Origin of the sequence: Priestia aryabhattai B8W22, from assembly GCF_000956595.1 — a bacterium.
In the GTDB taxonomy this organism is placed as follows: Bacteria; Bacillota; Bacilli; order Bacillales; family Bacillaceae_H; genus Priestia; species Priestia aryabhattai.
On sequence record NZ_JYOO01000038.1, the window covers coordinates 17,050 to 43,998 of the forward strand.

Here is a 26,949-nt window from a genome sequence, read left to right on the forward strand (position 1 = left end):
AGTCTGCTTCAAGGCTTTTTATTAGAATAAATCTTCTTGTAAGCCAATAGCGGCAATTTGTTCATTTCTAAACTTTACAGCTAACATATGCTCTTCTTCCCACGTACATTCAAAAAACAAACCAAGTTCTCTTGTATCATGAGGTGCTTCAGGAACAAAGATTTGAATACACTCAACTAAAAAACCAATGTCTTTTCGCTTTTTTACATTCGGAACTAATAAGTCTACCACGTCTTTTTCAACTTGAGTTCTGTATTCATCTCGCACCTGTTGATAATAATCAAAAAGAGCTTTTTCCGTCCTCTTTAACAATAATTCACTTTGAAGCCAAAATGCTTGAAAAGCCTCTTCTTGCCGTTTTTGAAATGGCTTCTCTTTATCTCCATCAATTGTCAGCAGCACGTGTTGTTTTTGTCCAAAGAAAGTGACCTGTTTTTTTCCAACCCAGGCCGAGTCATATAACAAAGATCCAAAAAGTGGATGATGTACTCGTAATGTTTGATTCATTGCATACCTGACCCTCTCAAAAAGTGGATTTCTGCTTGCATTGGCGTATAATAAATGGTGCTTGAAACAAACTTCTAAACTTATTCTATGTTACCATATTTTTTACAGAAAGGAGTGCCACAATGTGTGAATACAATTAAATCTTTGTACCCTTACTTAAAACCTTACAAATGGCTTGCGCTGTTTGCCCCGCTATTGATGGTAATTGAAGTGTTAGCTGACCTTCTGCAGCCTACTATTATGCAGCATATCATTGATTATGGCATTGCAAACAACAATCAAACATATGTTATCACCCGAAGTATCCTTATGCTCATATTAGCAATCATTGGCTTAGCTGCTGGTATCGTCTGTGCCATCCTTAGCACAAAAGCAGCAGTAAATTTTTCTACCGATATTCGGAAATCGCTTTTTGAAAAGATTGAAAACCTTTCAAACAGCAACAGAGACAAACTAGGGACTGGTCACTTAATTACCGTCATGACAAACGATGTAACGAGTGTTCAAAACGCATTGAATATGACGCTAAAAGTATTAGTTAGAGGTCCTTTACTTTTTGCAGGAAGTATTGTGATCGTGTTATTAACAGCTCGTTCTTTGTTTCCTATTATCGTCGTGGTCGTCCCTATTTTATTTTTATGCATTTGGTTTGTGATCACGAAAGCTGGAAAACTTTTTAAAAAAGTTCAGCAAAGCGTTGATCGTGTAAACACAAAAGTCCAAGAAAATTTATCAGGGATGCGTGTAGTAAAAGCGTATGTAAGAGAAGCATATGAAATCAATCAGTTTAAAGAAGCAAACAGCTCCTTGACGCGAGCTAATATGAGTGCCGTTCAGCTTATTTCGCTTTTAATGCCCGTTATTTTATTTGTAGTAAATATCGGAATGGTAGCTACTCTATGGCTGGGTGGACTTCAAGTTGAAGCAGGGAAAATTGAAGCAGGTGTGATTTTAGCTTTTATTAATTACTTAACGATTATTTTAAACGGACTTATGTCAAGCAGCATGGTGCTGATGCAAATTACACGCGCATTCCCTTCAGCTGAACGAATCGATTCTGTTTTAAAAACAAAAATAGACATTCCTCCAGCAAACTCTGCTGCTCAAATTAACAGACTTAAAGGTGATCTATCGTTTCAAAATGTTACATACAGCTACAGTAAAAATGGCGAAAACGTATTAAAAGATATTTCATTTACTGCTAAACACAGGGAAACCATTGGCATTATCGGCTCTACTGGAAGCGGAAAATCGACGCTTGCAAAACTTATTTCGCGCTTATATGATCCTGATGGCGGTGAAATTTTTATAGATGGAAAAAATCTCACGAACTATGACGTAAAAGAGCTTCGCTCATCCATTGGGTTCATTCCTCAAAAAGCTACGCTGTTTACCGGAACGATTGATATGAATATTCGAATGGGAAAAGATCATGCTTCTTCCTCAGAAATTGAAGATGCTGCAGCTTTTGCATGCGCCACGGAGTTTATTGAAAAGCTCCCAGAAAAATATGAGTATCCTTTAACGAGAGGAGCTACCAATTTATCAGGAGGGCAAAAGCAGCGCCTTTCAATCGCCCGTGCATTTGTTAGAAAGCCTGCTATATTGGTCATTGATGATGCAACTTCGGCGTTGGATGCTGTCTCAGAAGCGCAGGTACTAACACATTTAAAAGAAGAGTTTTCGGATGCGACCGTCATTATTATTGCATCTAAAATTTCGTCTCTTCTTCACGCTGATCATATTATCGTCATGGATGAAGGCAAAATTGCTGAACAAGGGACTCATGAAGAATTGCTTCGTCACCGCTCTCTTTATTACGACATTTATCTTGCACAAGGCGGAAAAGAGGTGTTGCCTAGTGAATAATCAAGGTAAAAATCAAATGAGCTCTATTCGCGGCCCTAGAGGAATGATGAAAGGTCCTGTAGTGAAGCCAAAGAATGCGAAAAAAACACTGCACAGAATCTGGTCATATATGGGGAAACGAAAGCCTCCGCTTGTAGCTGCGATAATCTTAGTTATTGTGACTTCCCTGCTTAATTTATTAGGCCCTTATTTAATTGGGGTTATTATTGATGAGCATATTATTCCCAAAGATATCGGCGGAACGATACGAATGTCACTCACTCTTGCAGGAATTTACATTACGACATCTTTGTTAACATGGCTGCAAACCTATTTAATGGTAAACGTTTCGTTTACGACCATTGGAATGCTCCGCCAAGATTTATTTGCAAAGCTTCAGACTCTCTCCCTTCGCTTTTTTGACAAACGAGCTCACGGAGAGTTAATGAGCCGGGTTACTAATGATATTGATAATCTAAACAACGCTCTGAGTCAAAGTGTCATTCAGGCTCTGTCCTCTATTTTGTCTTTAGTGGGCATTACCATTGCGATGTTCTCGCTCAACTGGATTCTTGCTATTATCACGCTGATTGTTATTCCATTGATGGTTATAATCGTTCGACAAATATTAAAACGAAGCAGTGAAAATTTTGTCAAACGCCAAAAAGACTTAGGTGAACTAAACGGCTTTGTAGAAGAAGCAATCTCTGGAGGAGAAGTTGTTACGCTTTTTAGTAAGGAAAAAGATTTTTTAACTGTTTTTAATGAACGAAATGAACAGCTGAGAAGTTCAGCAACAAAAGCAGAAACATTTTCAGGCTTTTTAGGTCCTGTCACAAACTTTATTAACAACTTAGGCTTAGCACTAGTAATTGGAGCAGGAGCATTTATGGCGGTTCAAGGTAGCGTTACAGTGGGGATGATCGCTTCGTTTGTTAACTACTCCCGTCAGTTCTCTCGCCCAATCAGTCAAATGGCAAACTTAGTAAACACCATTCTTTCGGCTATTGCCGGCGCAGAGCGCGTGTTTGCGATTATGGATGAGCAGCCAGACGTCACAAACAAACCAACCGCTCTTTCTGTTACAAAATTTGCAGGAGACGTTGCTTTTGAGAACGTATCATTTGGCTATACTGACGGAAAAATGATTTTAAAAAATGTTACACTTACAGCAAAAAAAGGTGAAATGGTTGCTTTGGTCGGTCCGACAGGTTCTGGTAAAACAACAATCATTAACTTACTCACACGATTTTATGACATCGCAAACGGAGACATTAAAATTGACGGCCTCTCCATCAGTGACTATAACATCCATGATTTACGAAACCGAATCGGCATTGTTCTTCAAGATACCTATTTATTTTCCGGTACGATTGCGGATAACATTCGATTTGGCAGGCTAGATGCCAGCGATGAAGAAGTTAAAAGCGCAGCAAAAATGGCAAATGCTCATTCTTTTATCAAGCACCTGCCGCAGCAATACGATACTGTGATTTCAGCCGGTGGAGGAAATTTAAGTGAAGGTCAAAAGCAGCTTTTATCGATTGCCCGGGCCATGCTCTCTGACTGTGATATTTTAATTTTAGACGAAGCTACTTCTAATATTGATACAAAAACAGAAATTGATATTCAAAAAGGAATGAGTAATCTATTAAAAGGAAAAACAAGCTTTGTGATTGCTCACCGCCTTAAAACAATTGAAAATGCAGATCAAATTCTTGTTTTAAAAGACGGACAAATTATTGAAGAAGGAAATCATCGCCAGCTGCTAGAGAAACAAGGTTTTTACCACAAGCTCTATACGCAGCAGTTTACGATTTAAAAGGCAAACACCTTCATGGTGTTTGCTTTTTTTGTTGTATTATTTATCTATCACGGCTACAATTTTCCCTTTTACCCGACGAGTCGCCAGTTCATCTAATGCTGCTGGCACTTCGTCTAGTGAAATGACTTTTTCCACGAGTGCATTTAGCTTATTTTCTTGTAAAAGCAAAAGCATTTTATTTCCCATTTCAGCAAGTTTTCGCTGTTCTTTTACGTTATTAGACTGATGTACACTTCCTAATGCAACTTGATGAAACGATAGTGGATGTGCAAACGAAATTGCATCGTTTACATTAGGCGGACCTGCGATGAATGCAATTTGACCGTTAAAAGCAAGAGCCTTCACCGACTCGTCTGCATTGGCACGTCCAACGGTATCCAAGACTAAATCTACACCGATTCCACCGGTAAGCTCCAACGTTTTTCTCACAAAGTCTTCTTTACGGTAGTCGATTACATAATCAGTACCTAAACTTTTTACAAACTCATGATTGGCAGAAGATGCGGTTGTGAGCACTGTAAGACCTGCATTTTTGGCAAGCTGAATGGCAAACCCGCCCACCCCTCCAGCACCTGCGTGAATTAAAATCGTTTGTCCTTTTGAAGCGTTCATTTTGTGAAACAATGCTTGATATGCCGTATACCCCGCACATGGAATAGCTGCAGCATCTTCAAATGAAACTCCTTGTGGAATAAGAGAAACTGTGTGAGCTGTTGTCACTCCGTATTGTGCAAATCCGCCTTTTTTTGATAAATCGCTATGATATACAACGCGGTCTCCAACTTTAACAGTTGTGACTTCTTCTCCCACTTCTTCGACAACGCCAGCTGAATCAAGTCCTAATACATGAGGATATGTCCAACTGGGATTACCGCCGTTTCCCGTTTTATAATCTACAGGGTTCAGGGCAGTAGCTTTAATTTTAACTAAAATTTCATCTTTAGCTGGATGCGGCATTTGGATATCTCCGACTTTCATCTCACTTACTTTCCCTTTGCCTTCTAGCAGTAAAGCTTTCATCAAGATCTCCCCTTTTACATTTCTTCCTTCAATTAAAAGTTCTTTTTCAGTATAATAAATACATGTTGTTTACAAAAGACGGCACTTTCATGTAACCAGGTACCTTCCCGGTAACCTAGGTCTATGGATATTAAATTATTATATCCATATTTCATATCTATTTATGAATGGAGGATTAACGGTGAAAGCACCCCACTATAATGTACCTGTTGAAGCAACGCTTGAGGTAATCGGCGGGAAATGGAAAGTTGTTATTTTATGCCTCTTAAAAGAAGGCGAAAAACGTTTTAGTGAACTTCAGCGAGCTATGCCTGCTATTACCAAAAAAATGCTGTCTCAACAGCTAAAAGAATTAGAAAAAGATGGTGTAGTTAATAGAAAAGTATACAATGAAGTTCCTCCTAAAGTAGAGTACTCACTCAGTGAAGAAGGCGAAACCTTACGAGAAATTTTAAATATGATGTGCGCATGGGGAGATAGAAGAATGGGAAACACGCCAAATTGCAGCTAAGTTCTCCTAGCAGCTCTGTTAAAACAACCGAATAGCTGCTGTGAGGAGCTATTCGGCTGTTTTATCTATTCTCCTACTCTTTCTTGCGAGTCGCCCGTGTGTAAGAACTTCTGACAACACTATAGAATTCTTTCGCATTTTCAGCTATGATGATGTCGAACGATGCAGCCAGAATTGTCGAAATAAAACTCAAGAATGATAGGTGATTCAATGATGCAACTAGGTTTAGATTTATCCCAAAAACAACTATTAAAATTGGCCATGACACCTGAATTACGTCAGTCTATCAACATTTTAAATTATTCTACGGCCGATTTAGTTCATTATCTTCATCAGCAAGTCAATGAAAATCCTGTAATTAAACTGTCTGCTGGCGACTCTCAGCAAAAAGATTCATTTTATACTCGAGAGCAGCGTTCATATTCAAAAGGTCATACCGATGACGAGTATAATCCGTTTAATTATATATCTGATCAAACTGTGACATTAGAGAGTCATTTATTAGAGCAGCTGTCTATGCTAAATCATTTACACTCACACCAAAAACACATCGTTCAATTTCTAATTGGAAACTTAAATAAAAACGGCTTTTTAGCAATTGAGCCAAAATTGGCAGCCGAACTGCTGAATGTTTCAATTAACGAAGTCAACGATATGATTCACGTTTTACAAAGCTTTGATCCAATTGGAGTGGGGGCTCAAAATTTTGTCGATTCCCTGCTTATTCAAATTAAGGCCAAAAGGTCAAAGCCTCCTCTTTTATACGACGTGGTAAAACATGATATTGAAGATATTGCTAACAAAAAATATCGGAACATTTCAAAAAAATACTCTATTTCGATGCGTGAAGTACAAGAAATTGTTGACTGCTTGCGGACATTAAATCCTCGTCCAGCAGGAGATTTCCACGTCCCGCTTACGAAGTACATCTCGCCTGATGTAACGGTACAGAAAGTTGACGGCCGCTATCATGTTATTCTTCATAGCGAGCTGCTTCCGCCCATCGAAATTAACAACACCTACCAAAAACTGGTTCATCGCTCTGCATGCGTAACAACCGATCGATACGTACAGGAAAAAATCCATGAAGCTACTTGGCTAATCAATAGTATTGAGCAGCGTAATGCGACGATTTACAACGTGTCCAAAGCCATTGTGGAACATCAGCAAGATTTTTTTGAAACGGGTATTTCGGGGCTAAAGCCGCTTACCTTAAAAGATATTGCTCAAAAAGTAGACTGTCACGAATCAACGGTAAGCCGTGCGACTAATGGAAAGTATATTCAAACGCCACGCGGGCTGTTTGAGTTAAAATACTTTTTCACCAATTCTTTAGAGCGAAATGATGGAGAACAAAGCAATTCTACTGCCTTTATAAAAGAAAAAATTAAAACATTAATTGCCGAAGAAAATAAATTAAAACCTCTTTCAGATCAAAAGCTCATGTCTCTTCTTTCCAGCGAAGGAATTCAAATTTCAAGAAGAACAGTCGCTAAATACCGTGAAGAAGCAGGAATTGAAAGTTCTTCTAAGCGGCGACGATTTTAATATTGCTTATTCTAAATTACAGCTTTATCACTACTAAAAAGAACCCGTTGATTTTACTCAACGGGTTCTTTTTATCGGTTTCCAATAAATAAAAGCCATATGATATTGATACGTATATTCATATGTGCCATTTATTTTCTTTACATGCTGTAAAATAATCTTCTCAGTTTCTAACTTGTCAACATCTTTAGAAAGCACCTTGGTCGAGTTCTTCTTGATGAGATCTTCGTACGTCTCATAAGTTACCGTTTTGGTTATAGGAACTAGCTTACAATCTGCATAAATGCCCAGTTCATATAAAATATTTAGTAAGTCAATATATTCCTTACGGCGCCATTTAATCTCGTAGCCAAGTTTTCTATGTAACTCTACGTAATGAGGCTTTTCTGGACCCGTTGACATTCCAATAACTGCCAAACGATTAGCCGAATCATTCATATTTAAGAGACCATCGACAATATTATGCATACGGTAAAAACAGTTTATTCCTACTACGGCATCATAGTTATCTGTTAGACGCTCATACTCCCATTTACCTTCTATGAAATTTAGATTAGAGCGGGCATTCGATTGCGTTTGTAAGTAGCGGATGATGCTTGGCGAACAATCCATACACGTAAGTTCTTTTACATAATCCGCTATAGCAAACGTATAATTTCCCCACCCAGGGCCAATTTCCACGACAGAGTCAGTTGGATTCAACAAAGCAAGAAGTTCTTGCTGAAGCTGTTTCACTACAGGATCGTTTTCTGAATCAAAAGACATTTTTTCTAGATACTGCTGCCAAAATTCATCTTCAGCTCGGTCATTTATCATCCGTTCTGATATTGAGCCGTCCCATTCCTTCAGGCCTTCCTGCCACTTTTTCACGCGATCACTTTCATATACCGAAAATTTTGTAAGCTGCATGCATTCACGTTCCCCTCTTTTATACGTAAACCTATACTATCATAAAGAAAAAGAGAGTTCCTTTTTAAACTGGAACTCTCTTTTTCTATTTAATTAAATTATGCTGCTGACTCTTCTTCTGTATAGTGCTGTTCTTTTCTTGTGCTGATATAAAACATTATCAATGAAAGAACAGTGAAGATCGCTGCAAAGATTCCAAGTATGCCGGCTTGATGCCATACATAGCCAAAATCATCACCAATTGAAATAATTTCACGGAAGCCGCGAATTGCATAAGTCATAGGCAAGTATGGATTGATTGCCTGGAAGAATTCCGGCACAAGTGCTTTAGGGAATGTACCTGCACTGCCGCCAATTTGAAGCAACAAAATAATAAACGCTAAATACTGTCCTACTTTTCCTAACGCTGTTGTTAAGAACAAAATCAGCGCAAAGAACGTTACACCTGTAATCATCGTAAAGATATAGAAGTGCCAAATGCTTGTTACGTTTAAATGTAAGCCCCATAAAAGAGCCGTAACGGCAATTGCTGCCTGTAATATACCTACGATCGTGATGACACTAAACTTACTCAAGAACCATGAAATACCTGAAGTTGGTCGAATAGACGGTTCTTTTAATGGATAAACAGATGAGAACATTAACGTTCCTGCAAACAAACCAATACATAAGATATATGGAGCCAATCCGACACCGTACTTATCTACATTGTTTTGTTTATCTGATTTTAAATCCGTTGGATTTGAAAACATGCTGTATGTTTTATCATCCGCTTTAACATCTTTTGCATCTTTTGCACCATCTGCTAAAGATGAATGAAGTTCGCTTGTTCCATCTGATAATTTAGATGAACCATCATATAATTTTGACGAACCATTCGTTAACTCTTTAGATCCATTTGCTAGTTTAGTTGCCCCGTTTTCGAGCTGCGTTAAACCATTTGCTAGCGCTGCGCTTCCTTGTTCAGACTTTTTAAGTCCATCCACCAGCTGCTGCTGACCGTCAGCAAGCTTTCCAGCTCCCGTATGAGCATTAGCAATACCGCTATTGAACTCTGCAAATTTGCTGTTGAACTGCTTTTCTCCGTCTGCTAGTTTAACAGCACCGTCGTATAATTGAGTTTGACCATTGTATAACTGAGTTTGGGCGTTGTATAACTGAGTTTGGCCATTGTACAGCTGACTTTGTCCGTCAGCAATTTTATTAATAGCGCTTTGAATATCTTCTCCGCCTTTAGACAGCTTTTGAAGCGCGGCTGATAACTCTTGCACTTTATCTACTTTTGCTTTTAACTGCTCTGCTTTTTGCTGCTGTTCATCCATAAACTGCTGAGACGTGAGTTTTTTAATTCCTGCAATCAGCGTTTGTTTTTGCTCGTCAGGAATGGACTCATTGCTGTTAATGCTGTCAATGAGAGCTTGCTGCTGCTTTTCAAACTCTGCTTTTTTTGAATCAACCTGCTGTTTAATCTGCGTAATTTCTTGTTCCGCTTGATTAATTTGCTGCGTAACGCTGCTCACTTCAGCGTCCACTTGATTTAAGCCGCTTGTAAACTGCGGTAATTTTCCTTGAAGTGTCTTTGTTCCTTCATTAAGTTGCTTTGTAGCATCTTGGAGTTTTTTAGTCCCACCTTGCAGTTTTTCTGTTCCATCTTGTAGTTTTCCTAATCCAGTGCTAAGCTTTCCTGCACCTGTTTCAAGTTCTTTAGAAGCCGCGTACAGTTGCCCGCTTCCATTCTCTAACTTCCCTAAACCGCTGTTTAAGCTGCCTAAGTTTTCATTAATTGTGTCCGCACCGTTTAGTAGCTTGGCCGTACCAGCATTTAAATCTGTTGCGCCTTTTCGTGCATCTGCTAATCCATTTGCCAATTTAGCTGTACCGTCTTCAAACGTAACCGTGCTGTCTGCTAGTTTCTTCATATTATCTTTTAACGTTTTCGAGCCATCTTCTAGCTCACCTGCACCGTCACTTGCTTTTTGAAGACCGTCGGCTACTTGCTTAAAGCTGTCAAATACCGTTTCAGCATACTGCTTTGTGACCGCTTCTTTAATTTGATCATTGATTTTAGCTACTGCGTTTGAGCTAATTTGAGCGCCTGAATAGTTCTTTCCCGCATTTGTATGATAGATAAATTTCATTTTTTTAGGATCTTTATCCATTAATGTTGTTGCATTTTTAGAGAAATTCTTTGGAATTTCTAAAACTAAATAGTAGTCCTCATTTTTTAAGCCTTCTAACGCTTTTTCTTTGTTGGTAAATTTCCAGTCAAATTTATCGTTTTTCTTTAAATCATCAACAAAATCACGACCGACATTCAATTTCTTTCCATCTAACGTAGCACCTTTATCTTCATTTACCACTGCAACTGGAATTTGATCTGTTTTTCCATATGGATCCCAGTAAGCAGATAAAAAGATGACATTATAAAGTAATGGAACAAATAACAATCCGCAAATCACAACAATAGTCATTGGTTTGGAAAAGATTTTTTTCCATTCTCCTTTAATCATATTCATGTTTTCTAGCCTCCAATAATCCTTACTTCCGCCTGACTGTTTGACCGAAAAACATTTTCGGTCATTAAGTTCTGATTAATGTTACCATATTCACAAGAATAAGGTCAATCGTTATTCTGTAATTAAAAGCTGATTTTAGCAGAAAGTTTAAAATCAGCTTTTTAAGACAACGTTCACACTAAATATCAGGCTTAAATCATGAGCTTCATTCGCATCGTTCTTAATAAATGCCCGTCAAATTCATCATCAAATTCATCCACAAGCTGGAAACCTTTTGATTGATAAAATGCACGGCCTATTCCGTTTTCCCTTTCTACGTTAATGTAAACGATTTTTAATTCCTTCGACCGCTTCATTCCTTTTTCTAACAATTGCGAACCGATTCCTTTCCCTTGATAAGCAGGAAGTATATAGATAGACCCTAGTTCTATTTCCCCTCTGTTTTGTAGTCGGAAAAAGTTAGCATATCCTACGATTTTCTCATCAATAGTTGCTACATAAATGAACGAATTGCGCAAGCGCCACAGCAGCCTTTCATTGGAGTATGCTTCTGAAAGAAACCGATTCTGAACGCTTCTAGGAATAATTCCTTCATATGTATCATACCAGCTCATCTTTGCGACGTATTGAACAGACGTAATATCTTCTTTTCTCATTTTGCGAATGATTACCTCCACTCACATCCCTCCTGACAATTTGCTGCTAAAATCGTACATAATTTCACCTAAAAAATATAGTTATAAATATATATTTTTAATTGTAACGCTCTAGAAGCATTGATTGATTTTAGAACCTTATGTATAATCGAGATAGATACAAATTGAAAATGATTATCATTAACAGGAGTGCTGAATGATGAATTTAACTACCGTGAGTATTGGCGACAAAGTAAAAGTTAAAAACATTGAATTTTTAGATAGATCATTAGAACGCCGCCTTCTTTCTTTTGGAGTAAAAAAGGGCTGCGAACTATGCATGAAACAAAAAACCATTTTAGGGGGACCTTGTATTATTGAATGCCAAGGTCAAATGATTAGCATCCGAAAACGAGATGCGGCTAAAATTGAGGTTGAGACAGCATGAGTACAATTGCACTTTTAGGAAATCCAAACACAGGAAAAACTTCTTTATTCAATATATTAACAGATTCCTATGAATACGTAGGAAACTGGAGCGGTGTAACGGTTGAAAAGAAAGTTGGGTCTATTAAAAAGCAAAACAGCCAGCTGGTTGATTTGCCGGGTGTGTATGACTTCACTCCTCTTTCTTCAGATGAAGCAGTGGTAACTAACTTTTTGTTAACCGGAGAATTTAACAGCATGCTGAATATCGTAGACGCTTCTCAGTTTGAAAGAAGCATGCATCTTACTATTCAAGCATTGGAATATGGAAAGCCATTAGTAATCGGCTTAAATATGATTGATGTAGCAGAAAAACGCGGATTGACTTTTAATTTGGAGAAACTTAGCAAATCATTACATATTCCGGTTTCTGCAATTATTGCCCGCAATGGAAAAGGAATTAATGAGCTTCTCTCCACTTTGAAGCAAGATTTAAAAGCCCCGTTATTTCAATTAAATTATGGGGAAACCGCTGAACAAGCAATTCATATGATTCAAACAAAGGCGGATGTCAGCAGATGGATTGCCATTCAATTCTTAGCTGAAAATAGCGTAATCGAATCAACATTAAAAGGAAAAACCAGTTACTCAGAGCTGCTTGAGCTTCGAAAAGCAGCTGCACAAAAATTAAACAAGCCGCTTAGCGAGCATTTCTTCGACGTGCGTACAGCATTTATTGAGCGCATTTCCAGCGAGTGTATCGTAAAGGGCAGCGAAACGCCTCTAACCTTCACAGATCGAATCGATCGAATTGTGACGCATAAGTGGCTCGGCCTCCCTATTTTTCTTGGCTTAATGTACTTGATTTTTAATATTACGTTTACTTGGATTGGCATTCCTCTTTCTGATAAACTGGACGGTTTTTTTGGCGGAACGCTTAGTAAAGGCGCTGATTCTCTTCTAAATGCAGCTGGTGCTGCTCCATTTATTCATGATTTAATTGTGGATGGCATCATCGCAGGCGTAGGCGGCGTATTAGTATTTGTACCACAAATTTTTGTTCTGTTCTTTTTCATTTCACTGCTTGAAGATTCAGGATACATGGCTCGAATTGCTGTAGTAATGGATCGTATCATGGAATTTTTCGGTTTGAACGGTAAAGCATTCATCCCGATGATTATTAGCTTTGGATGTAACGTACCGGGGATCATGGCCGCACGTACAATTGAACAGCGAAAAGAACGCCTTATGACCATTTTAGTAAATCCATTTATGAGCTGCTCAGCACGTCTTCCTGTATACGCTTTGTTTGTAGGTGCATTTTTTGTACAAAACGGAGCAGCTGTGGTGTTTTCTATGTACTTGCTTGGCATCATTTTAGCACTTGTTGTAACGAAAATTTTATCAGTAACGCTTCTTAAAGACGAACAATCAACTTTTATTGTTGAACTTCCTCCTTACCGCGTACCTCAAGCCAAAACTCTTTGGAGAAGCACGTGGGAAAAAGGCAGAAACTTTGTCCGAAAAGCAGGTACAGTTATTTTAGCTGGCTCTGTATTTATCTGGCTATCATCTTATGCTGGCCCTGGCGGTTTTGGAGTAGCTATGGAAAATAGCTTTATGGCTATTATTGGAGGCGCTATTGCTCCACTATTTATTCCATTAGGCTTTGCGACATGGCAGGCTGTAGCATCACTGATCACAGGCTTCCTAGCTAAAGAAGTAGTTGTTTCGACTATGAGCATCATTTATAAAGTACAGGAAGGACAGCTTGGAGACACAATGAAGACGTTCTTTACACCGCTAACAGCCTATACGTTTATGGTGTTTGTTCTTCTTTACGTTCCGTGTCTAGCAACCGTCGCTGTTATTCGACGAGAAACCGGCTCATTGAAATGGACGGCATTTGCTGTGGCCTATCCTTTAGTTGTCGCTTATCTCGTAGCTTTGCTTGTACACACGGTTGGAAAAATACTTGGGTTTTCTTAAAAGGAGTGACTAACATTGATTATTAATATTTTAATTGGGGTTTTAATATTTGGGTATGCCCTTTATCATATGACAAAATTCTTCCGCAAGAGCACTCAGGGAAAATGCGCAAGCTGCGGACAGCAATCTTCTTGCACGACGGATGATTGCGGTATTGATTGGGATAAAACAATTCAAGAAGCTCAAAATCAATCGTCTTAATACATTAAAAAAGCATCCTGATAGCGGGATGCTTTTTTAATGTTACGCAACTAGTTTTAAAATGAGATGAGAAAGAACTTCTTTTTCCTCTTCACTGCTGACTTTCCATAACTCATGAAGGACTTTTTCTTCTCGGTTTCGAGGTTCCTCATTTTTGGCTAAATAGCTAGCCACTTTTTTTGTAGCGGCCGTTAATTGTTCCTCATTTAACCCGAGCTTTTTACCGACATGGACTTTTTGACTTAAATAATCAGTAAACGTATCAAAGTTCTGCAAAATTGCTTCTTTTTTCTCCGTTCCTAAATTATCTGCCGTTTCTTCAATTTTATTCATGTCTTTTGTAGTTCCTTCATTCATTTGACTCACAGTTAACATCTCCTTTTTAGTGAATAGACTGGTATGTTCTTTCACGCTCAGCTTCTGGTTTTTCGTCTGGCGTCATCTTTTCCTTACTTATTTCAGAAGTTGCATCTTTCACTTTTTCACCAATTTGCTGTAAATCACTTTTAGCATCTTCTACCGTCGATTTTGCATCATGCGTAACGCTTTTCACATCTTCTGCTTGCTTAAAGAAATCTTCGTTTACACGCTCGTACAAATGTTTAGCGTCATTAATTGCGTCTTTTAGCAAATTTGATGCGTTTTTCATTTGCTGCACCATTTTTTCTTTTGTTTCTTGAGGGTTTTCTTTTACTTGATTAATCATATTTGCAGAAGAGTCCTTTAACGTAACGGCTCTTCTTTTAACAGACGAGCGAGTTTTATTATCAAGTAGTGTTATACACCCACCCACAACTGCTCCGACAACAACACCTTTTACCAGCTTGCTGCTGCAGCTTTTTCCCGTGCTAACAGCAGTAGGGCTATTAGCTGTCTGTGGATTGTTATTAATTCCTATATCGTTGTTAATGCCTGCGCTGTTGCTTACAGCAGGGTTTTGTAATTCAGATCGACTTCTTTCCATTTTTACTGCCTCCTTTAGCATTGTTATTGAGTGATTTCCCACTTTTTTTATATTTAAACAATTGAACACAAAAAACATGACTAAAGACCACCTTTTAGCTCGCACTAGTCAAGAATAACTATATAGTAAAAAAACTCCCCCTTTTGAATGGAAAAGCGCAAGCCGGATTTTTGTAAAAGGATTGTCAGCACCGGTATAATAAGAAGTACTTTAAAAGAAATCTTATACTATTGGTTATAGGGGTGAAGCAATTGAGCCAGCTTGATAAGGAATTTAACTGTGAGAAAGAATTAACACTTGCTATTATCGGCGGGAAATGGAAGATGCTGATACTATGGCATTTAGGACGTGAGGGAACTAAACGGTTTGGAGAACTAAAATCCCTTATTCCTGATATTACGCCGCGCATGCTGGTTAATCAGCTGCGGGAACTGGAAGAAGATCTGATTGTTAATCGTAAAGTTTATCCTGTCGTACCACCTAAAGTCGAATACTCACTTACGAAAGAAGGAGAAAGTTTAATGCCTATTTTGACAGCTATGTATGATTGGGGTAAAAATTACCGTGATACTGTGCTGATCAATCAAGAACAAAAGGCAGAAACGTTAATTAAATGATGGAAACTACTCCTTCTATTCCATAGTCTTTATTTTTTTATGCGGATGATATTACTCCATATCATCCGCATTTTTAATGAAAATTAAGCGGTTACAAGACTGATATGTCCATTAGTATACTTCTGTATACTATCATTCCCCACACTATTTGTGGGAAAAGTGCGTACTTTTAAGAACCTCAAACTGCGGGTACAATAACTACACCAGCTGCTTTTTATGTACAAAAGCACAAAAGGTATCTATAGATTTCTGTAAGGAGTGGAGTAGAATGGAATTACAATTAGCATTAGATCTTGTTAATATTTCTCAAGCAAAAGAGGTAGTAAAAGAAGTTGAAGAACATATTGATATCGTGGAAATCGGTACACCTGTTGTAATCAATGAAGGGCTTCGGGCCGTTAAAGAAATTAAAGAAGCATTTCCTAATTTAAAAGTATTAGCTGACCTAAAAATCATGGATGCAGCTGGTTATGAAGTACAGCAAGCTTCTCAAGCCGGAGCAGACATTATTACCATCTTAGGTGTGGCGGAAGATATGTCAATTAAAGGTGCAGTTGAAGAAGCAAAAAAACAAGGTAAAAAAATTCTAGTCGATATGATTGGGGTAAAAGATATTAAAGGACGCGCAAAAGAGCTAGACGAATTTGGTGTTGACTATATCTGTGTACACACAGGATACGACCTTCAAGCTGTTGGTCAAAACTCTTTTGAAGATTTAGTAACAATCAAAAGCGTTGTAAAAAATGCAAAAACTGCCGTTGCTGGCGGCATTAAATTAGAGTCTTTACCTGAAGTAGTAAAAGCACAGCCTGATCTTGTTATCGTTGGCGGAGGCATCACGAGCCATGACGACAAAAAATCAGTTGCTTCTCAAATGAAAGAGCTTATTACAAATTAAGGAGCTTTCTATGCAGACGAGCGAACATTTAAAAACGGTTATGAATGAGCTTTTACAAACAACAGCTCTAATCGCTGACGATGAAGCTGAACAGCTTGTAAATGGCATCATTTCATCTAAAAAAGTGTTTGTTACAGGAGCAGGCCGTTCAGGTCTTATGGGCAAGTCGTTTGCTATGCGTATGATGCATATGGGCATTGATGCTTATGTCATTGGAGAAACCGTGACTTCCACTTTCACGCAGGATGATTTATTAATCATCGGATCAGGTTCTGGCGAGACGAAGAGCTTGATTCCCATCGCTCAAAAAGCAAAAGAACTTGGAGGAAAAGTTGGAGTAGTCACGATTTCCCCCGATTCCACCCTTGGCAAGCTGGCTGACTTTATCGTGAAGCTGCCCGGTGCTCCGAAGGATCAAGAACAAAGCAGTTATCAAACTGTACAGCCTATGGCGTCACTGTTTGAACAAACGCTTCTTCTTTTTTACGATGCGCTGATTCTTCGCTTCATGGAGAAGAAAGAACTTGATACTCATACGATGTACGGAAAGCATGCAAATTTAGAATAAAAAAGAGGCTAAGAAAAGGTTTTTAGCTTAAGTGAAAAAACGAACCATTAATCAAAATGTTTGATTGGTGGTTCGTTTTTTTTTGTTATGTTGAATATAGTTTCATCTATTTCGTTTCTTCTAGCAGTTGATTGGAGGGCAAGGTGAAGACTCCTGCGGGAAAAGCGGAACAGATGAGACCCCACAGGAGCGCAAGCGACGAGGAGGCTCAGCGGCCGCCCGCGGAAAGCGAAGCCTTGCACGGAGATCAACTGCGGTGTAATAAGCGGTTCAGCTCATGTATCCCATTTGTTCGTCTTTAAGCTAAATTCATTTGATTATGTCTCAACCCTCTTCTTGTTTTGGAATTTTCTATATAACTAAATGTACTTTATCGTTAACTCTTTTTAAAAATCCTATTCGAATTTTGCTGCATCTCCATAAAACGGCTGTTCTGCAACTTTAATCGATTCTGTTGGGCATCCTTCGTACGCTTCCATCATCTCATCTTGCTGATCTTCAGGAACTTCCTTTGTTCCTTCGTTGTTATCTAACACGGCATAAGCAAGACCTTCTGAATCATAATCATAAAGATCTGGTGCGCTCCCTCCACATGCTCCGCAAGCAATACATGTTTCCTTATCTACCATCGTAAAAGCCATAAAAAAACCTCCTTTACCTTTTCACTTTCTCGTTCAGAAAGTTACGTTCAGTATAAGAAGGTTCTTTTAAATTTGTCTTAAATTATTTTACTTGGATTCTCCGATATTCTCAAACATTTCATCTACATTTGGCTTTTTCTTAATTAATCCTGACTCTTTTAACCAGTCCACATTTGACTGCCATGATTCTTTCGTTTGACTGCCAAATCCTTGTTCAGATTTCATTTTTGGAAGTAAGATATTCAAACTTTTTGTTTCCACATCTTTTTCAAGCGGGAAGTTTGATTTATCTTGATTATCTAACAAAATTTGAAGTGATTCCTTTGGATGCTTCTCTGTGTACTCATACCCTTTTGCCGCAGCACGCCAAAACGCTTTAATCGTATCAGAATCTTTTGCCCATGTTTGATCCCCTGTAACGGCCACCAGCTCGTAGTAAGATGGCACGCCGTAATCTGAAGGATCAATATCAACCGTTTTGTATCCTTTTTTATGAAGTAATGGTACTTCGTGGTTAATATACGCACCTATTACAGCATCTACTTTTTTGCTAATCAGCGATGAATTTAACTCAAACCCTACGTCTACTAGTTTTACTTTATTCGGATCTCCTCCATCGCTTTTTACCATTTTCTTTAGAACAGATTCACTTAATGGTGTTCCGCTGTAGCCTACTACTTTTCCTTCTAAATCTTTAGGACGCTTAATACCGCTATCTTTCAATGCCACAACTCGGTTTAGCGGAGATCTTACAATCGCCCCTACCGACTTTACCGGCACATCTTCATTTGCTCGTGCCATTGCTACATCAGGCTGATAGTAAAGGCCGAGCGTGACTTTCCCTGCAGCTGCTAAATTAAGCGAGTCTGTTGGATTAGCAGGAAACTGTACTTTTACATTCAGTCCTTCTTTTTTGAAATATCCTTTTTCTTGTGCAGCGTAAATGAAGCTGTGCACTGCATTTGGATACCAATCAAGCATAATTGTAACGTCTTTTAATTTTTTACTGTCTCCAGCTTTATTTTCCTTGTTCTGACCGCAAGCAGCTAGCATCAAAACAAGCAGCAGGCTTAAGCCAATTACAAACCATTTTTTCATTCTGTTTTCCTCCACTTTAATGAACGTTTTTCGAAACCTACTACAATAATAAAGAATAAAATACCAAGCGCGGATAAAATCACAATTGGTGCAAATACACCAGCTGCATCAAACTGTGTCATCATGCGACGGCTGAAATATCCTAATCCTGCTTGCGCACCTAACCATTCCCCAATGGCAGCACCTATTATACTAAAGGTAACCGCTACTTTGAGCCCTGAATAAAAATGAGGCAGTGCAGAAGGAATGTTCAACTTAAAGAAAATATCTTTTTTTGTTGCTCCCATCGTTAACATGAGTTCTTTTAACTCTTTGTTTGTGGAACGAAGCCCGTCAAATGTGCTAACGGTAATGGGAAAAAACGTAATTAATACGGTCACAATCACTTTGCTCCAAATGGAATAGCCAAACCACAGCACAAATACAGGAGCAATGGCGATGGTCGGAATCATTTGTGACGCAATAATAAGCGGATAAAAAGCACGCTCAATAAGCGGGCTCCAATTCATCCATACAGCGAGCAGAACCCCTAGCACAACGGATATTACCAGCCCAATTACGACAATAGATAGCGTAGCTGGTAAATGCTTAAACAATAAATCCATTCGCAGTTCCCAAAGCTTCGTTAAAATACCGCTGGGCGTTGGTAAAATAAACGGATAGTTTACAATGCGTGCTCCAATTTCCCAAGCAGCCAGCAAAATGACTACTAAAATCACTGAAGCCCCGTACTTTTTCATGTGTTCACCTTCGATCTTAGCTGTTCAATTAAATAATCTTTCACATCAAGCACTCGCTGTTGATTCAAATCTTTTTGCGTTCGAGGTCTGCTAAGCGGCACTTGAATCTCTTCAAGATGACTTACCGGCTTGTCTGAAAAGATAAAAATACGATCTGACAGAAAAAGTGCTTCGTTGACGTCATGAGTGATAAATAAGATGCTATGTTTACGCTTTTGCCATTGTTCAAGCAGCCATTCCTGCATCGACAAACGCGTAATGGCATCAAGTGCACTAAAAGGCTCATCTAAAAGCAGCACGTTAGAACCGCTTAATACCGTCCGAAGAAAAGAAACGCGCTGTTTCATCCCTCCCGATAAATCACTTGGAAAACGGTTTTCATACCCTTTTAGGCCAAACTCTTCAAGCAGCTGAGACACTTGCCTATGAGCACTTGCTTTGGGCACATTGTGAAGCTCAAGCGGCAGCGCTGCATTGTCTAGAATCGTGCGCCACGGAAGAAGTAAATCTTGCTGCGGCATGTAGCCTACTTTTCCTAGTCGCTTTTCATAAGACTGTCCGTTAATCACGATATCGCCTTCACTCTGCTGTTCAAGGCCTGTAATAAGGCGAAACAACGTACTTTTTCCAGATCCGCTCGCTCCAACGATACTGACAAACTCTCCATCTTTCACGTCTAAGTTTAATGATTTTAAAATCGCTTGATCGCCGTTTTTGTACGTAAAACTGACGTTTTGAAAAGATAACACAGACTTATTCATGAATTGGCCACATCGCTTCGTTATAAGCCATATCCCAAAACATATACTCAAAACGCGTCGTATTTAAGAAAATTTCTTCAAGCTTTTCTAATTCCGCTTCTGATTTGTCTTCAGTAAGTGAGTCGAATAAATTAATGCACCATGTCGCTAGTTCCCCAAATTCTTCTGAGCTGTACATTTCAATCCACTCTCGATAAAACTCATTTTCAGCACCAGGCTTTTCACTGAGCTCTTTTCCTATTTCCCAGTAGCTCCACATACAAGGCAAAAGAGCCGCCACTAATTCAGCTAATGTTCCGCTTTGACCAACGTGCAGCATATAGTGTGTGTATGCAAGCGTTGTAGGAGATGGCTGCGCTTTTTCTAATTCTTTTTCGCTGATTTGAAATTTCTTGGCATACTCACGGTGCAAACTCATTTCTTCATTTAACGTAGAATCTAAAAGCGCAGCAAATTTCCCCATCGTTTGAAGATCGGTAGCTTTCATGGCTCCAATTGCAAATAATTTGGCATAATCAATTAGGTAAAGGTAATCTTGAATCATGTAAAAGCGAAACTTCTCCTTTTCAAGCGTTCCGTCTCCCATTCCCTGTACGAAGGGATGATTATGATTTTGACGCCAAATAGGCTGCAGCTTTTCGTATAGTCGTTCACTAAATTTCATGATGATCACTCCTTATGCGTATGCAGCCACGTATAAATGAACTGCACCATCACTTTTGTATATTGAACAAGCTGATTAATATCTAATTGTTCGTTCACAGCATGTGCATTTGCTAAATTTCCCGGACCGTAAATAGCTGCTGGGATTCCAGCATCAGCTAGCCATCCCCCGTCTGTTACGCTAGTTGACACATCAATTGGAGGTCTTTTTTCCTCCATTTGTTCATGAGTATGTGCAAGCAGCTGTACTCCTGCATGATTTTCATCAATTTCTAATGACGGGAAGATCTCTCCTCTGTCTTCAATCATCGATGTGCCTCCCCATTCAAAGGTTGGCAGATTATCTTTTAACCATGGATCCGCTTTTGCAATAGCTATAATATATTCTTCCACTTCTTTTGATACTTGGTCGTACGACTCATTTGGATAATAGTGAACGGTGATCCACAGCCTGCATTCATCTGCAATAAAAGCAGCATGTCTTCCGCCTTCGATTACTGCTGGATTAATCGTATTTGTACCTGGCAAAAATCCTGGATAGCTCTTTGTAACAGCCCAGTGACGCTCCAATTCTTGCAGCCCTCCGATCACTTTTGCCATCTTTTCAATAGCGCTGGCGGCTAAGAGGCCTCCTCCAGCATGAATCATACTTCGGCGTGTACCGTCATGATAGGTTTTACTGCTTTTTATGGTAATCCATCCCGTGATCACTCCGCCTTGACCTTGAATATGTAAATCACTTGTATCCGCTACGAGCGCAAAATCAGCTGTATACCCTTTCTGACAGCATTGCAGCGTACCTGCCTCTCCTACTTCTTCTCCTACAACGGATTCAAAAATCAAGTCTCCCGGCAGCTCAATTCCTGCTTCTGTTAGAAGCTGAACGGCAAATAATGCTCCTGCCAAGCCGCCTTTCATATCAGCAACTCCGCGTCCGATGATTTTATTGTCTTTCACGACAGCTTCAAACGGATCTGTCTCCCATTTTTCATTTTCTTGTACCTCAGCTACATCCATATGCCCGTTAATAATTAGGCTTTGATAGTCAGCTGATTTTTTTCCTTTTAATGTGCCCACTACAATAGGATCGTTGGAATATAAGTCCCACATATCGATGGAAAAACCGCAGTTTTTAAGAAAATCCGCTACATACAGCTGCGCTTCATGAGAATTTCGTGCAGGAGGCGCTGGCGTTTTATATGAAACAAGCTTTTTTAATAACTGGATTAGCTCCCCTTTGCGCTCCTCTACCTGTTTGACAAGCAAATCAATTGTTTCTTCCATGTATGACACCTTCCTTTACGCATAAAAAAACACTTCTTTCGCAGGAAAGAAGTGTTTTTGTTTATATACAAAAAATTATTATAACGAGTTCGTAAGGAAATACCATACAAAACATCCATTACAATACCTCTTTCCTACGCTAGTATTACCTAGTTCAGGTTATAAGGGTTAAGACTTCTCGTCTCTCTCAGCTTAGAAAGCACCCCTAGTGGTGTTGTATCTCTATAAGATTATCTATTATTATATGTTTACCTGTAATAGTTTTATCATAGTAAAGCGTTTTATTCAATAGAAAGGTTCATGATTCAGCGATGGAAATAGTTTCCTTTTTAGTAAAATAAAGAGCACACACCTTTTTCAAGCAGTGTGTGCTCTTTATTTTACTAAACTTACTAGTTAGCTATCGGCTTCTTTAAAAATACACCGTTTTTCCATTTAGACAGTAATAAGCTCAAGTTTTTGTCCCGGTCTCACTAATGAAAGCAGCTCATGATCTTCCTCTATCACATACCCAATCACGTTAACATTAGCATTTGCAGGCAAATTGGTTTTAGCTATTTGAACCTCTCCTCTGTAACGTCCATAGCCATCATTGTCCATTGTAATTGCTCCGATTCTGCGTTCTACGGTATGAAATGGCGGCACTGGCTTTACAGATCGAGTATCAACCAAACGCAGAACGTCTCTTGATACATCCAGACGCACGCTGTACGTTCCCTGAATATGAGGGGAACGAATGCGTAGCGGAATAATGCGTTTTTCTTGATATTGAACTAAACGCTTTAATAAACTTGAAGCGGCGTATGGATCTCCAATATAAACCTCCGTTACTCCGCATCCGTATAAATCTACTGCAGAGGTAAAAGGACATTTATTACGGTCTTTTTCTCTAGTAGGAAGACCTTGATAAATAGGGCCTCTTTTTTCGCCTTCTCCCGGAATATAAGCGCAGACTGGAATACGAAGTTCATTAAATAAATCTGTCTGCTGTTGAAAAAACGCTTCTTCAAGTCCTGTTTCAGGTCGCGGATAAAAATTATGCCATGCAAGCAGCTGATGATGATGAAGGCCTGCAGATAACAGCACTTCTATTTCTTGTTTTAACAATGTACTGGCATTAACAGCAATATAAAATTCATTGGCAAGTGAAAGAGTTTCTTCTACACTGAAGCCATCGTCTAGTCTAATACCCGATACGCCAAGTGAAGATAGAGTCATAAAGCTTTTAATACCTAAATGAACCGGCGTATGCTTGGATACGTCTGCATACACGCTTATTCCACAATCTCTAGCCACATGAAGCAATTCTTTTGCCCGTTCAGCCAAATCTCCTTTTTCTTCTGGAATGTGAAGCGAAGTAAATGCGCGTGTGACGCCGCACTCGCTTGCTTTTATTAATCTTTTTTTGGCATCACTATCATTTAAATAAAACGAAATACCAATCATTCAAATTCCCTTGCCATTTCATCGTTAAATCCAAAGAAATAGGTACAAATAAAGCCTGCTGCGTAAGCAATAACTAATCCAAGTAAATAAAGAAGAATTTGATGCGCATGAACTAAAAACGTAAGCGGCAAACCTGATACTCCCACTGCTACAGTTGCAATATGGAAGTGCGCCTGAAACGCTCCGCCGATTCCAGCTCCAAGACAAGCGGTTAAGAATGGACGCCCTAAAGGAAGTGTGACTCCAAAAATAAGCGGCTCTCCGATTCCGAGCAGCCCTGAAGGAAGTGCACCTCCAATTGCTCGCTTTAAACGTTTTTTCTTTGTTTTGATATAAATAGCAAAAGCTGCACCGACCTGACCGGCTCCACCCATTGCTAGTATAGGAAGAAGCGGATCATCTCCAATTGAATTGATAAGCTCTAAATGAACAGGAGTAAGGCCTTGATGCAGTCCTGTAATGACGAGCGGCAAGAACGTTGCTCCTAAAACAAAGCCTGCTACAACTCCTCCAACCTCTAAAATTCCTAAAAGACCTTTTGTGATTCCATCGGAAATTAAGCCGCCGATTGGCATAAATACTACATACGTAATAATTCCTGTAATTAACACCGTAACGGTTGGTGTAATAATGATATCCAGTGACTGAGGGACAAATTTACGCACTCGTTTTTCCACTACGGCCATAAAGATTGCTGCAAGCAACACTCCTATTAAGCCACCCCGTCCCGGCAAAAGAGCTTCACCAAAAAGTTTAATATCAGCTACGGCAGGATTAATGACTAAAATGCCCGCTAAGCCTCCTAGAGCTGGCGAACCACCAAATTCTTTTGCAGCATTGATACCTACTAAAATACCAAGGTAAGCAAATAAGCCGCTTCCGATAACAGTTAAAAGAATAGCAATCTGTGAATCTGCCGGAAGCCACTTCGCTTGAACCGCTGCTTTTGTTACTCCGGTGATAAGTCCAGATGCTACGAGAGCAGGTATCAACGGAATAAAAATGCTTGCAATTCGGCGAAGCAAGAGCTTAAACGGAGTTGCATTTTTTTCTTTTAGCTCTGATTTCCGCTGTGCTGCACGATTTTCTAAGTTAATACCGCCGGATTCATCAATTAACTTTCCAAACTCCTCTGTTACTTTATTCACTTTGCCCGGACCAATAATGATTTGCAGCGTTTCTTCTTCCACTAATCCGAGCACGCCTTCCAGTTTTCGTATATCTGCCTTTTTCACAATTGAATCATCTTTTATAGTCACACGCAGCCGCGTCATACAATGCGTATACGCTTCAATATTGGATGCTCCCCCAAGCATCTCCAAAACAGCCTTTGCTAATTGATGATTATCTAAAGACATGTTAATCCCCCTTTGTATTTTCCTCTTAGATGGATACGCCACTGAGGAAACAGACCACAAAATCCCCTTTGTAATCGCTTTCTTTTTTTATTTCTTATCTTTCAAAAACTGAATGGCATCTTTTGTTTTGTCAATATACTCAATCGCCTGGTCATACTGCTGCGCTGCAATACTTAAAAATAACACATCAATCACGTAAAGCTGGGCTAAACGAGACGATGTAGCTGCGCTTCGAAACGGCGCTTCATGAGAATAAGACGTATACAAACAAATATCAGCTAAAGACGAAACGGTGGACTGTCCGTACTTGGTTAAGCTAATCGTCTTTACTCCGCGATTTTTAGCTAAAGATAAGACGTTGCTTACTTCAGGAGTCTCTCCTGAAAAAGAAATACCCACGACTACATCGTCTTTACTTGCATTTGCGATGAGTGTAGCTGCTAAATGGCTATCTGCAAAAGCCGTAGCATTTTTATTAATTCGAAGAAATTTTTGCTGAGCATCTATCGCAATAATATGTGAAGCACCAATTCCAAAAAAATGAATGTTTTTTGCTTCAATCAGCGCGAAAACAGCCCGCTCTACTTCTTTATAATTCACAAGCTCGGCCGTATCACTTAGACTTTGAATGCTGTTGCTTGCCGTTTTTTTGACAATAGATTGAATCGTTTCATTTGTTTCAATATCCCGGTATCCTTGTTCTGTATCTCTAGCTAAATCACCGGCTACTCTTACTTTTAATTCTTGAAAGCCGCTAACCCCGATAGATTTGCACAAACGAATAACGGCAGCACTGCTCGCATTCGCTAGTCTACCTAATTCCCCAGCCGTACTGTTTACCACAGTATGCGGATTGTTTAAAATATATTCAGCAATTTTCCGCTCCGAATCAGGAAGCTTAGCCACCGTGTTTTTTATCATTGTTAATCCACCTGTTGACATCGTTTTTCTCCTTTATACATAATGGTCAATCGCTTTTCTCACATAACCGTCCGCATCATTCAGTAATATCTTCGCGGTGTCATAATTTTCATTTGTTTTGATCATCACCACTGCTGTTTTCACCTCATTATTTGCTTCTTCAAGTGTTCGACTTGCTTGTTCATAGGAAACACCTGTAATTTTACAAATAATACCTATCGCTCGTTCCTTAAGCTTTTCATTACTTACATGAACATCTATCATTAAATTTTCATATGCTTTTCCTACTTTAATCATGGCCGCGGTAGAAATCATATTGAGAATCATTTTATGAGCGCTTGCTGCTTTTAACCTTGTGGAACCTGTCAGCACTTCTGGACCTACTACTACCTCGATGCTATGATCTGCTGCTTTTCCAATAAGAGAATTACCATTGCAAGACAGCGCCACCGTTTTAGCTTTTACAGATTTTGCATATTTCAATGCACCAATCACATAAGGCGTACGTCCGCTTGCAGCAATTCCAATGACTGTGTCTCGTTCATTTAAATGTATTTTTTGTAAATCTGCTGCTCCCAATTCTTCTTTATCTTCTGCACCTTCAACTGCTTTCACAAATGCTTTTTCTCCTCCAGCCATTAGTCCCTGTACCTGATTGGGATTGGTACTGAAAGTAGGCGGGCATTCAACAGCATCCAATACTCCCAGCCGTCCGCTTGTTCCTGCTCCGACATAAATAAGCCGCCCTTCCTTTTGAAACGATTCGCTTACAAACTCAACTGCTACCTCTACGTCTGGAAGTACTTCTTGCACAGCCAGCGCCACTTTTTGATCTTCTGTATTCATTATGTTTAAAATTTCTTTTGTACTAGCTGTATCTATCTTCATGGTCTGCTCGTTTTGGGACTCTGTTGTTAATAACGTAAGCTGTTCATTCATCTTTTCGGCTCCTTTTTCACCATGTAGTGAAGTTATGGTTATTATAATTCGTTTAAAATATAATTTCAATAATTTATTTTATTTTTTAAAATTATATTTTAAAACAACATAAAAAA

The 26,949-nt window shown here is 39.1% G+C and carries 28 protein-coding genes and 1 riboswitch; of the genes, 11 read left to right on the top strand and 17 right to left on the bottom strand.

From position 1 onward, the window contains the following. Positions 1–21 precede the first annotated feature (21 nt). Positions 22–507 (bottom strand): DUF6985 domain-containing protein, encoded by a 486-nt coding sequence (locus N178_RS22150; RefSeq protein ID WP_045294929.1) that lies wholly within the window; start codon positions 505–507, stop codon positions 22–24. Positions 508–633: 126 nt separating this feature from the next. Here N178_RS22150 and N178_RS22155 point away from each other — a divergent pair, with 126 nt between their 5' ends. Both N178_RS22155 and N178_RS22160 read left to right on the top strand, forming a co-directional pair. Further along, on the top strand, positions 634–2,376 hold the full coding sequence (locus N178_RS22155) for an ABC transporter ATP-binding protein (RefSeq protein ID WP_045294931.1): 1,743 nt from the start codon (positions 634–636) through the stop codon (positions 2,374–2,376). A 16-nt stretch (positions 2,377–2,392) separates the two neighbouring features. Next, positions 2,393–4,177 (top strand): ABC transporter ATP-binding protein, encoded by a 1,785-nt coding sequence (locus tag N178_RS22160; RefSeq protein WP_045294966.1) that lies wholly within the window; start codon positions 2,393–2,395, stop codon positions 4,175–4,177. 39 nt (positions 4,178–4,216) lie between these two features. Here N178_RS22160 and N178_RS22165 read toward each other — a convergent pair whose 3' ends face one another. Then, positions 4,217–5,200, bottom strand: a complete 984-nt coding sequence (locus N178_RS22165; RefSeq protein WP_045294932.1) for a zinc-binding dehydrogenase — start codon at positions 5,198–5,200, stop codon at positions 4,217–4,219. 163 nt (positions 5,201–5,363) lie between these two features. Between N178_RS22165 and N178_RS22170 the strand changes: the two genes are divergently transcribed. Both N178_RS22170 and rpoN read left to right on the top strand, forming a co-directional pair. Then, a complete protein-coding gene (locus N178_RS22170; protein WP_034668472.1) occupies positions 5,364–5,711 on the top strand; it encodes a winged helix-turn-helix transcriptional regulator in 348 nt (115 codons plus the stop codon). Between the two features lie 210 nt (positions 5,712–5,921). After that, positions 5,922–7,259, top strand: coding sequence for an RNA polymerase factor sigma-54 (gene rpoN, locus N178_RS22175; RefSeq protein WP_237758584.1), 1,338 nt, complete (start codon positions 5,922–5,924; stop codon positions 7,257–7,259). Between the two features lie 57 nt (positions 7,260–7,316). Here the strand turns inward: rpoN and N178_RS22180 are convergent, their stop codons facing one another. The 3 genes from N178_RS22180 to N178_RS22190 all read right to left on the bottom strand — a co-directional run bounded on the left by N178_RS22180 (position 7,317) and on the right by N178_RS22190 (position 11,361). Then, positions 7,317–8,168, bottom strand: coding sequence for a class I SAM-dependent methyltransferase (locus N178_RS22180; protein ID WP_045294937.1), 852 nt, complete (start codon positions 8,166–8,168; stop codon positions 7,317–7,319). 98 nt (positions 8,169–8,266) lie between these two features. Continuing rightward, on the bottom strand, positions 8,267–10,684 hold the full coding sequence (locus N178_RS22185) for a YhgE/Pip domain-containing protein (protein ID WP_045294939.1): 2,418 nt from the start codon (positions 10,682–10,684) through the stop codon (positions 8,267–8,269). 191 nt (positions 10,685–10,875) lie between these two features. Then, entirely contained in the window at positions 10,876–11,361 is a 486-nt protein-coding gene (locus N178_RS22190) for a GNAT family N-acetyltransferase (RefSeq protein WP_080890238.1), read from the bottom strand. A 175-nt stretch (positions 11,362–11,536) separates the two neighbouring features. Here N178_RS22190 and N178_RS22195 point away from each other — a divergent pair, with 175 nt between their 5' ends. From N178_RS22195 to N178_RS22205, 3 genes are read left to right on the top strand one after another with little or no spacing between them, the layout of a single operon-like run. Next, entirely contained in the window at positions 11,537–11,767 is a 231-nt protein-coding gene (locus N178_RS22195) for a FeoA family protein (RefSeq protein WP_013055605.1), read from the top strand. Further along, positions 11,764–13,734, top strand: a complete 1,971-nt coding sequence (gene feoB / locus N178_RS22200; RefSeq protein ID WP_045294941.1) for a ferrous iron transport protein B — start codon at positions 11,764–11,766, stop codon at positions 13,732–13,734. The genes N178_RS22195 and feoB overlap by 4 nt, the downstream gene beginning before the upstream one ends. 15 nt (positions 13,735–13,749) lie before the next feature. Then, positions 13,750–13,935, top strand: coding sequence for a FeoB-associated Cys-rich membrane protein (locus tag N178_RS22205; protein WP_014461400.1), 186 nt, complete (start codon positions 13,750–13,752; stop codon positions 13,933–13,935). 42 nt (positions 13,936–13,977) lie between these two features. Here the strand turns inward: N178_RS22205 and N178_RS22210 are convergent, their stop codons facing one another. Together N178_RS22210 and N178_RS22215 are read right to left on the bottom strand one after the other, a co-directional pair. Then, positions 13,978–14,301 (bottom strand): DUF3243 domain-containing protein, encoded by a 324-nt coding sequence (locus tag N178_RS22210; RefSeq protein ID WP_080890239.1) that lies wholly within the window; start codon positions 14,299–14,301, stop codon positions 13,978–13,980. Between the two features lie 16 nt (positions 14,302–14,317). After that, the gene (locus N178_RS22215; RefSeq protein WP_045294943.1) at positions 14,318–14,899 is read right to left on the bottom strand and encodes a hypothetical protein; all 582 of its coding nucleotides are present in this window, start codon (positions 14,897–14,899) and stop codon (positions 14,318–14,320) included. Positions 14,900–15,150: 251 nt separating this feature from the next. Here N178_RS22215 and hxlR point away from each other — a divergent pair, with 251 nt between their 5' ends. From hxlR to N178_RS27925, 4 genes are all read left to right on the top strand, one after another. Then, positions 15,151–15,516 (top strand): transcriptional activator HxlR, encoded by a 366-nt coding sequence (gene hxlR, locus N178_RS22220; RefSeq protein ID WP_045294945.1) that lies wholly within the window; start codon positions 15,151–15,153, stop codon positions 15,514–15,516. A gap of 268 nt (positions 15,517–15,784) precedes the next feature. Beyond that, the gene (gene hxlA / locus N178_RS22225) at positions 15,785–16,414 is read left to right on the top strand and encodes a 3-hexulose-6-phosphate synthase (protein ID WP_045294946.1); all 630 of its coding nucleotides are present in this window, start codon (positions 15,785–15,787) and stop codon (positions 16,412–16,414) included. A 10-nt stretch (positions 16,415–16,424) separates the two neighbouring features. Further along, positions 16,425–16,982: a 6-phospho-3-hexuloisomerase gene (gene hxlB / locus N178_RS22230; protein ID WP_013055598.1), complete on the top strand. Its 558-nt coding sequence runs from the start codon at positions 16,425–16,427 to the stop codon at positions 16,980–16,982. A gap of 127 nt (positions 16,983–17,109) precedes the next feature. Further along, positions 17,110–17,244: a hypothetical protein gene (locus N178_RS27925; protein WP_272946352.1), complete on the top strand. Its 135-nt coding sequence runs from the start codon at positions 17,110–17,112 to the stop codon at positions 17,242–17,244. A 133-nt stretch (positions 17,245–17,377) separates the two neighbouring features. Here N178_RS27925 and N178_RS22235 read toward each other — a convergent pair whose 3' ends face one another. The 10 genes from N178_RS22235 to murQ all read right to left on the bottom strand — a co-directional run bounded on the left by N178_RS22235 (position 17,378) and on the right by murQ (position 26,833). After that, positions 17,378–17,623, bottom strand: coding sequence for a ferredoxin (locus N178_RS22235; protein ID WP_045294948.1), 246 nt, complete (start codon positions 17,621–17,623; stop codon positions 17,378–17,380). Between the two features lie 87 nt (positions 17,624–17,710). Continuing rightward, a complete protein-coding gene (locus N178_RS22240; protein ID WP_045294951.1) occupies positions 17,711–18,721 on the bottom strand; it encodes an ABC transporter substrate-binding protein in 1,011 nt (336 codons plus the stop codon). Continuing rightward, complete coding sequence (locus N178_RS22245; protein ID WP_028412155.1) at positions 18,718–19,461, bottom strand: ABC transporter permease; 744 nt, start codon at positions 19,459–19,461, stop codon at positions 18,718–18,720. Before N178_RS22245 ends, N178_RS22240 begins: the two co-directional genes overlap by 4 nt. After that, a complete protein-coding gene (locus N178_RS22250; RefSeq protein ID WP_045294953.1) occupies positions 19,458–20,222 on the bottom strand; it encodes an ABC transporter ATP-binding protein in 765 nt (254 codons plus the stop codon). The genes N178_RS22245 and N178_RS22250 overlap by 4 nt, the downstream gene beginning before the upstream one ends. Further along, entirely contained in the window at positions 20,215–20,886 is a 672-nt protein-coding gene (tenA, locus tag N178_RS22255; RefSeq protein ID WP_045294955.1) for a thiaminase II, read from the bottom strand. Before tenA ends, N178_RS22250 begins: the two co-directional genes overlap by 8 nt. Positions 20,887–20,891: 5 nt before the next feature. After that, complete coding sequence (locus N178_RS22260) at positions 20,892–22,169, bottom strand: acetylornithine deacetylase (protein WP_045294957.1); 1,278 nt, start codon at positions 22,167–22,169, stop codon at positions 20,892–20,894. Between the two features lie 114 nt (positions 22,170–22,283). Continuing rightward, a riboswitch (TPP riboswitch) is annotated at positions 22,284–22,386 on the bottom strand. A 218-nt stretch (positions 22,387–22,604) separates the two neighbouring features. Further along, positions 22,605–23,615: a MupG family TIM beta-alpha barrel fold protein gene (locus N178_RS22265; RefSeq protein WP_045294959.1), complete on the bottom strand. Its 1,011-nt coding sequence runs from the start codon at positions 23,613–23,615 to the stop codon at positions 22,605–22,607. Continuing rightward, complete coding sequence (locus tag N178_RS22270) at positions 23,612–24,973, bottom strand: PTS transporter subunit EIIC (protein WP_045294961.1); 1,362 nt, start codon at positions 24,971–24,973, stop codon at positions 23,612–23,614. Before N178_RS22270 ends, N178_RS22265 begins: the two co-directional genes overlap by 4 nt. A gap of 87 nt (positions 24,974–25,060) precedes the next feature. Continuing rightward, positions 25,061–25,915 carry a MurR/RpiR family transcriptional regulator gene (locus N178_RS22275; protein WP_045294962.1) on the bottom strand — a complete coding sequence of 285 codons (855 nt, stop codon included), beginning with the start codon at positions 25,913–25,915 and terminating at the stop codon, positions 25,061–25,063. Positions 25,916–25,927: 12 nt separating this feature from the next. Further along, a complete protein-coding gene (murQ, locus tag N178_RS22280; RefSeq protein WP_045294964.1) occupies positions 25,928–26,833 on the bottom strand; it encodes an N-acetylmuramic acid 6-phosphate etherase in 906 nt (301 codons plus the stop codon). Positions 26,834–26,949 lie beyond the last annotated feature (116 nt).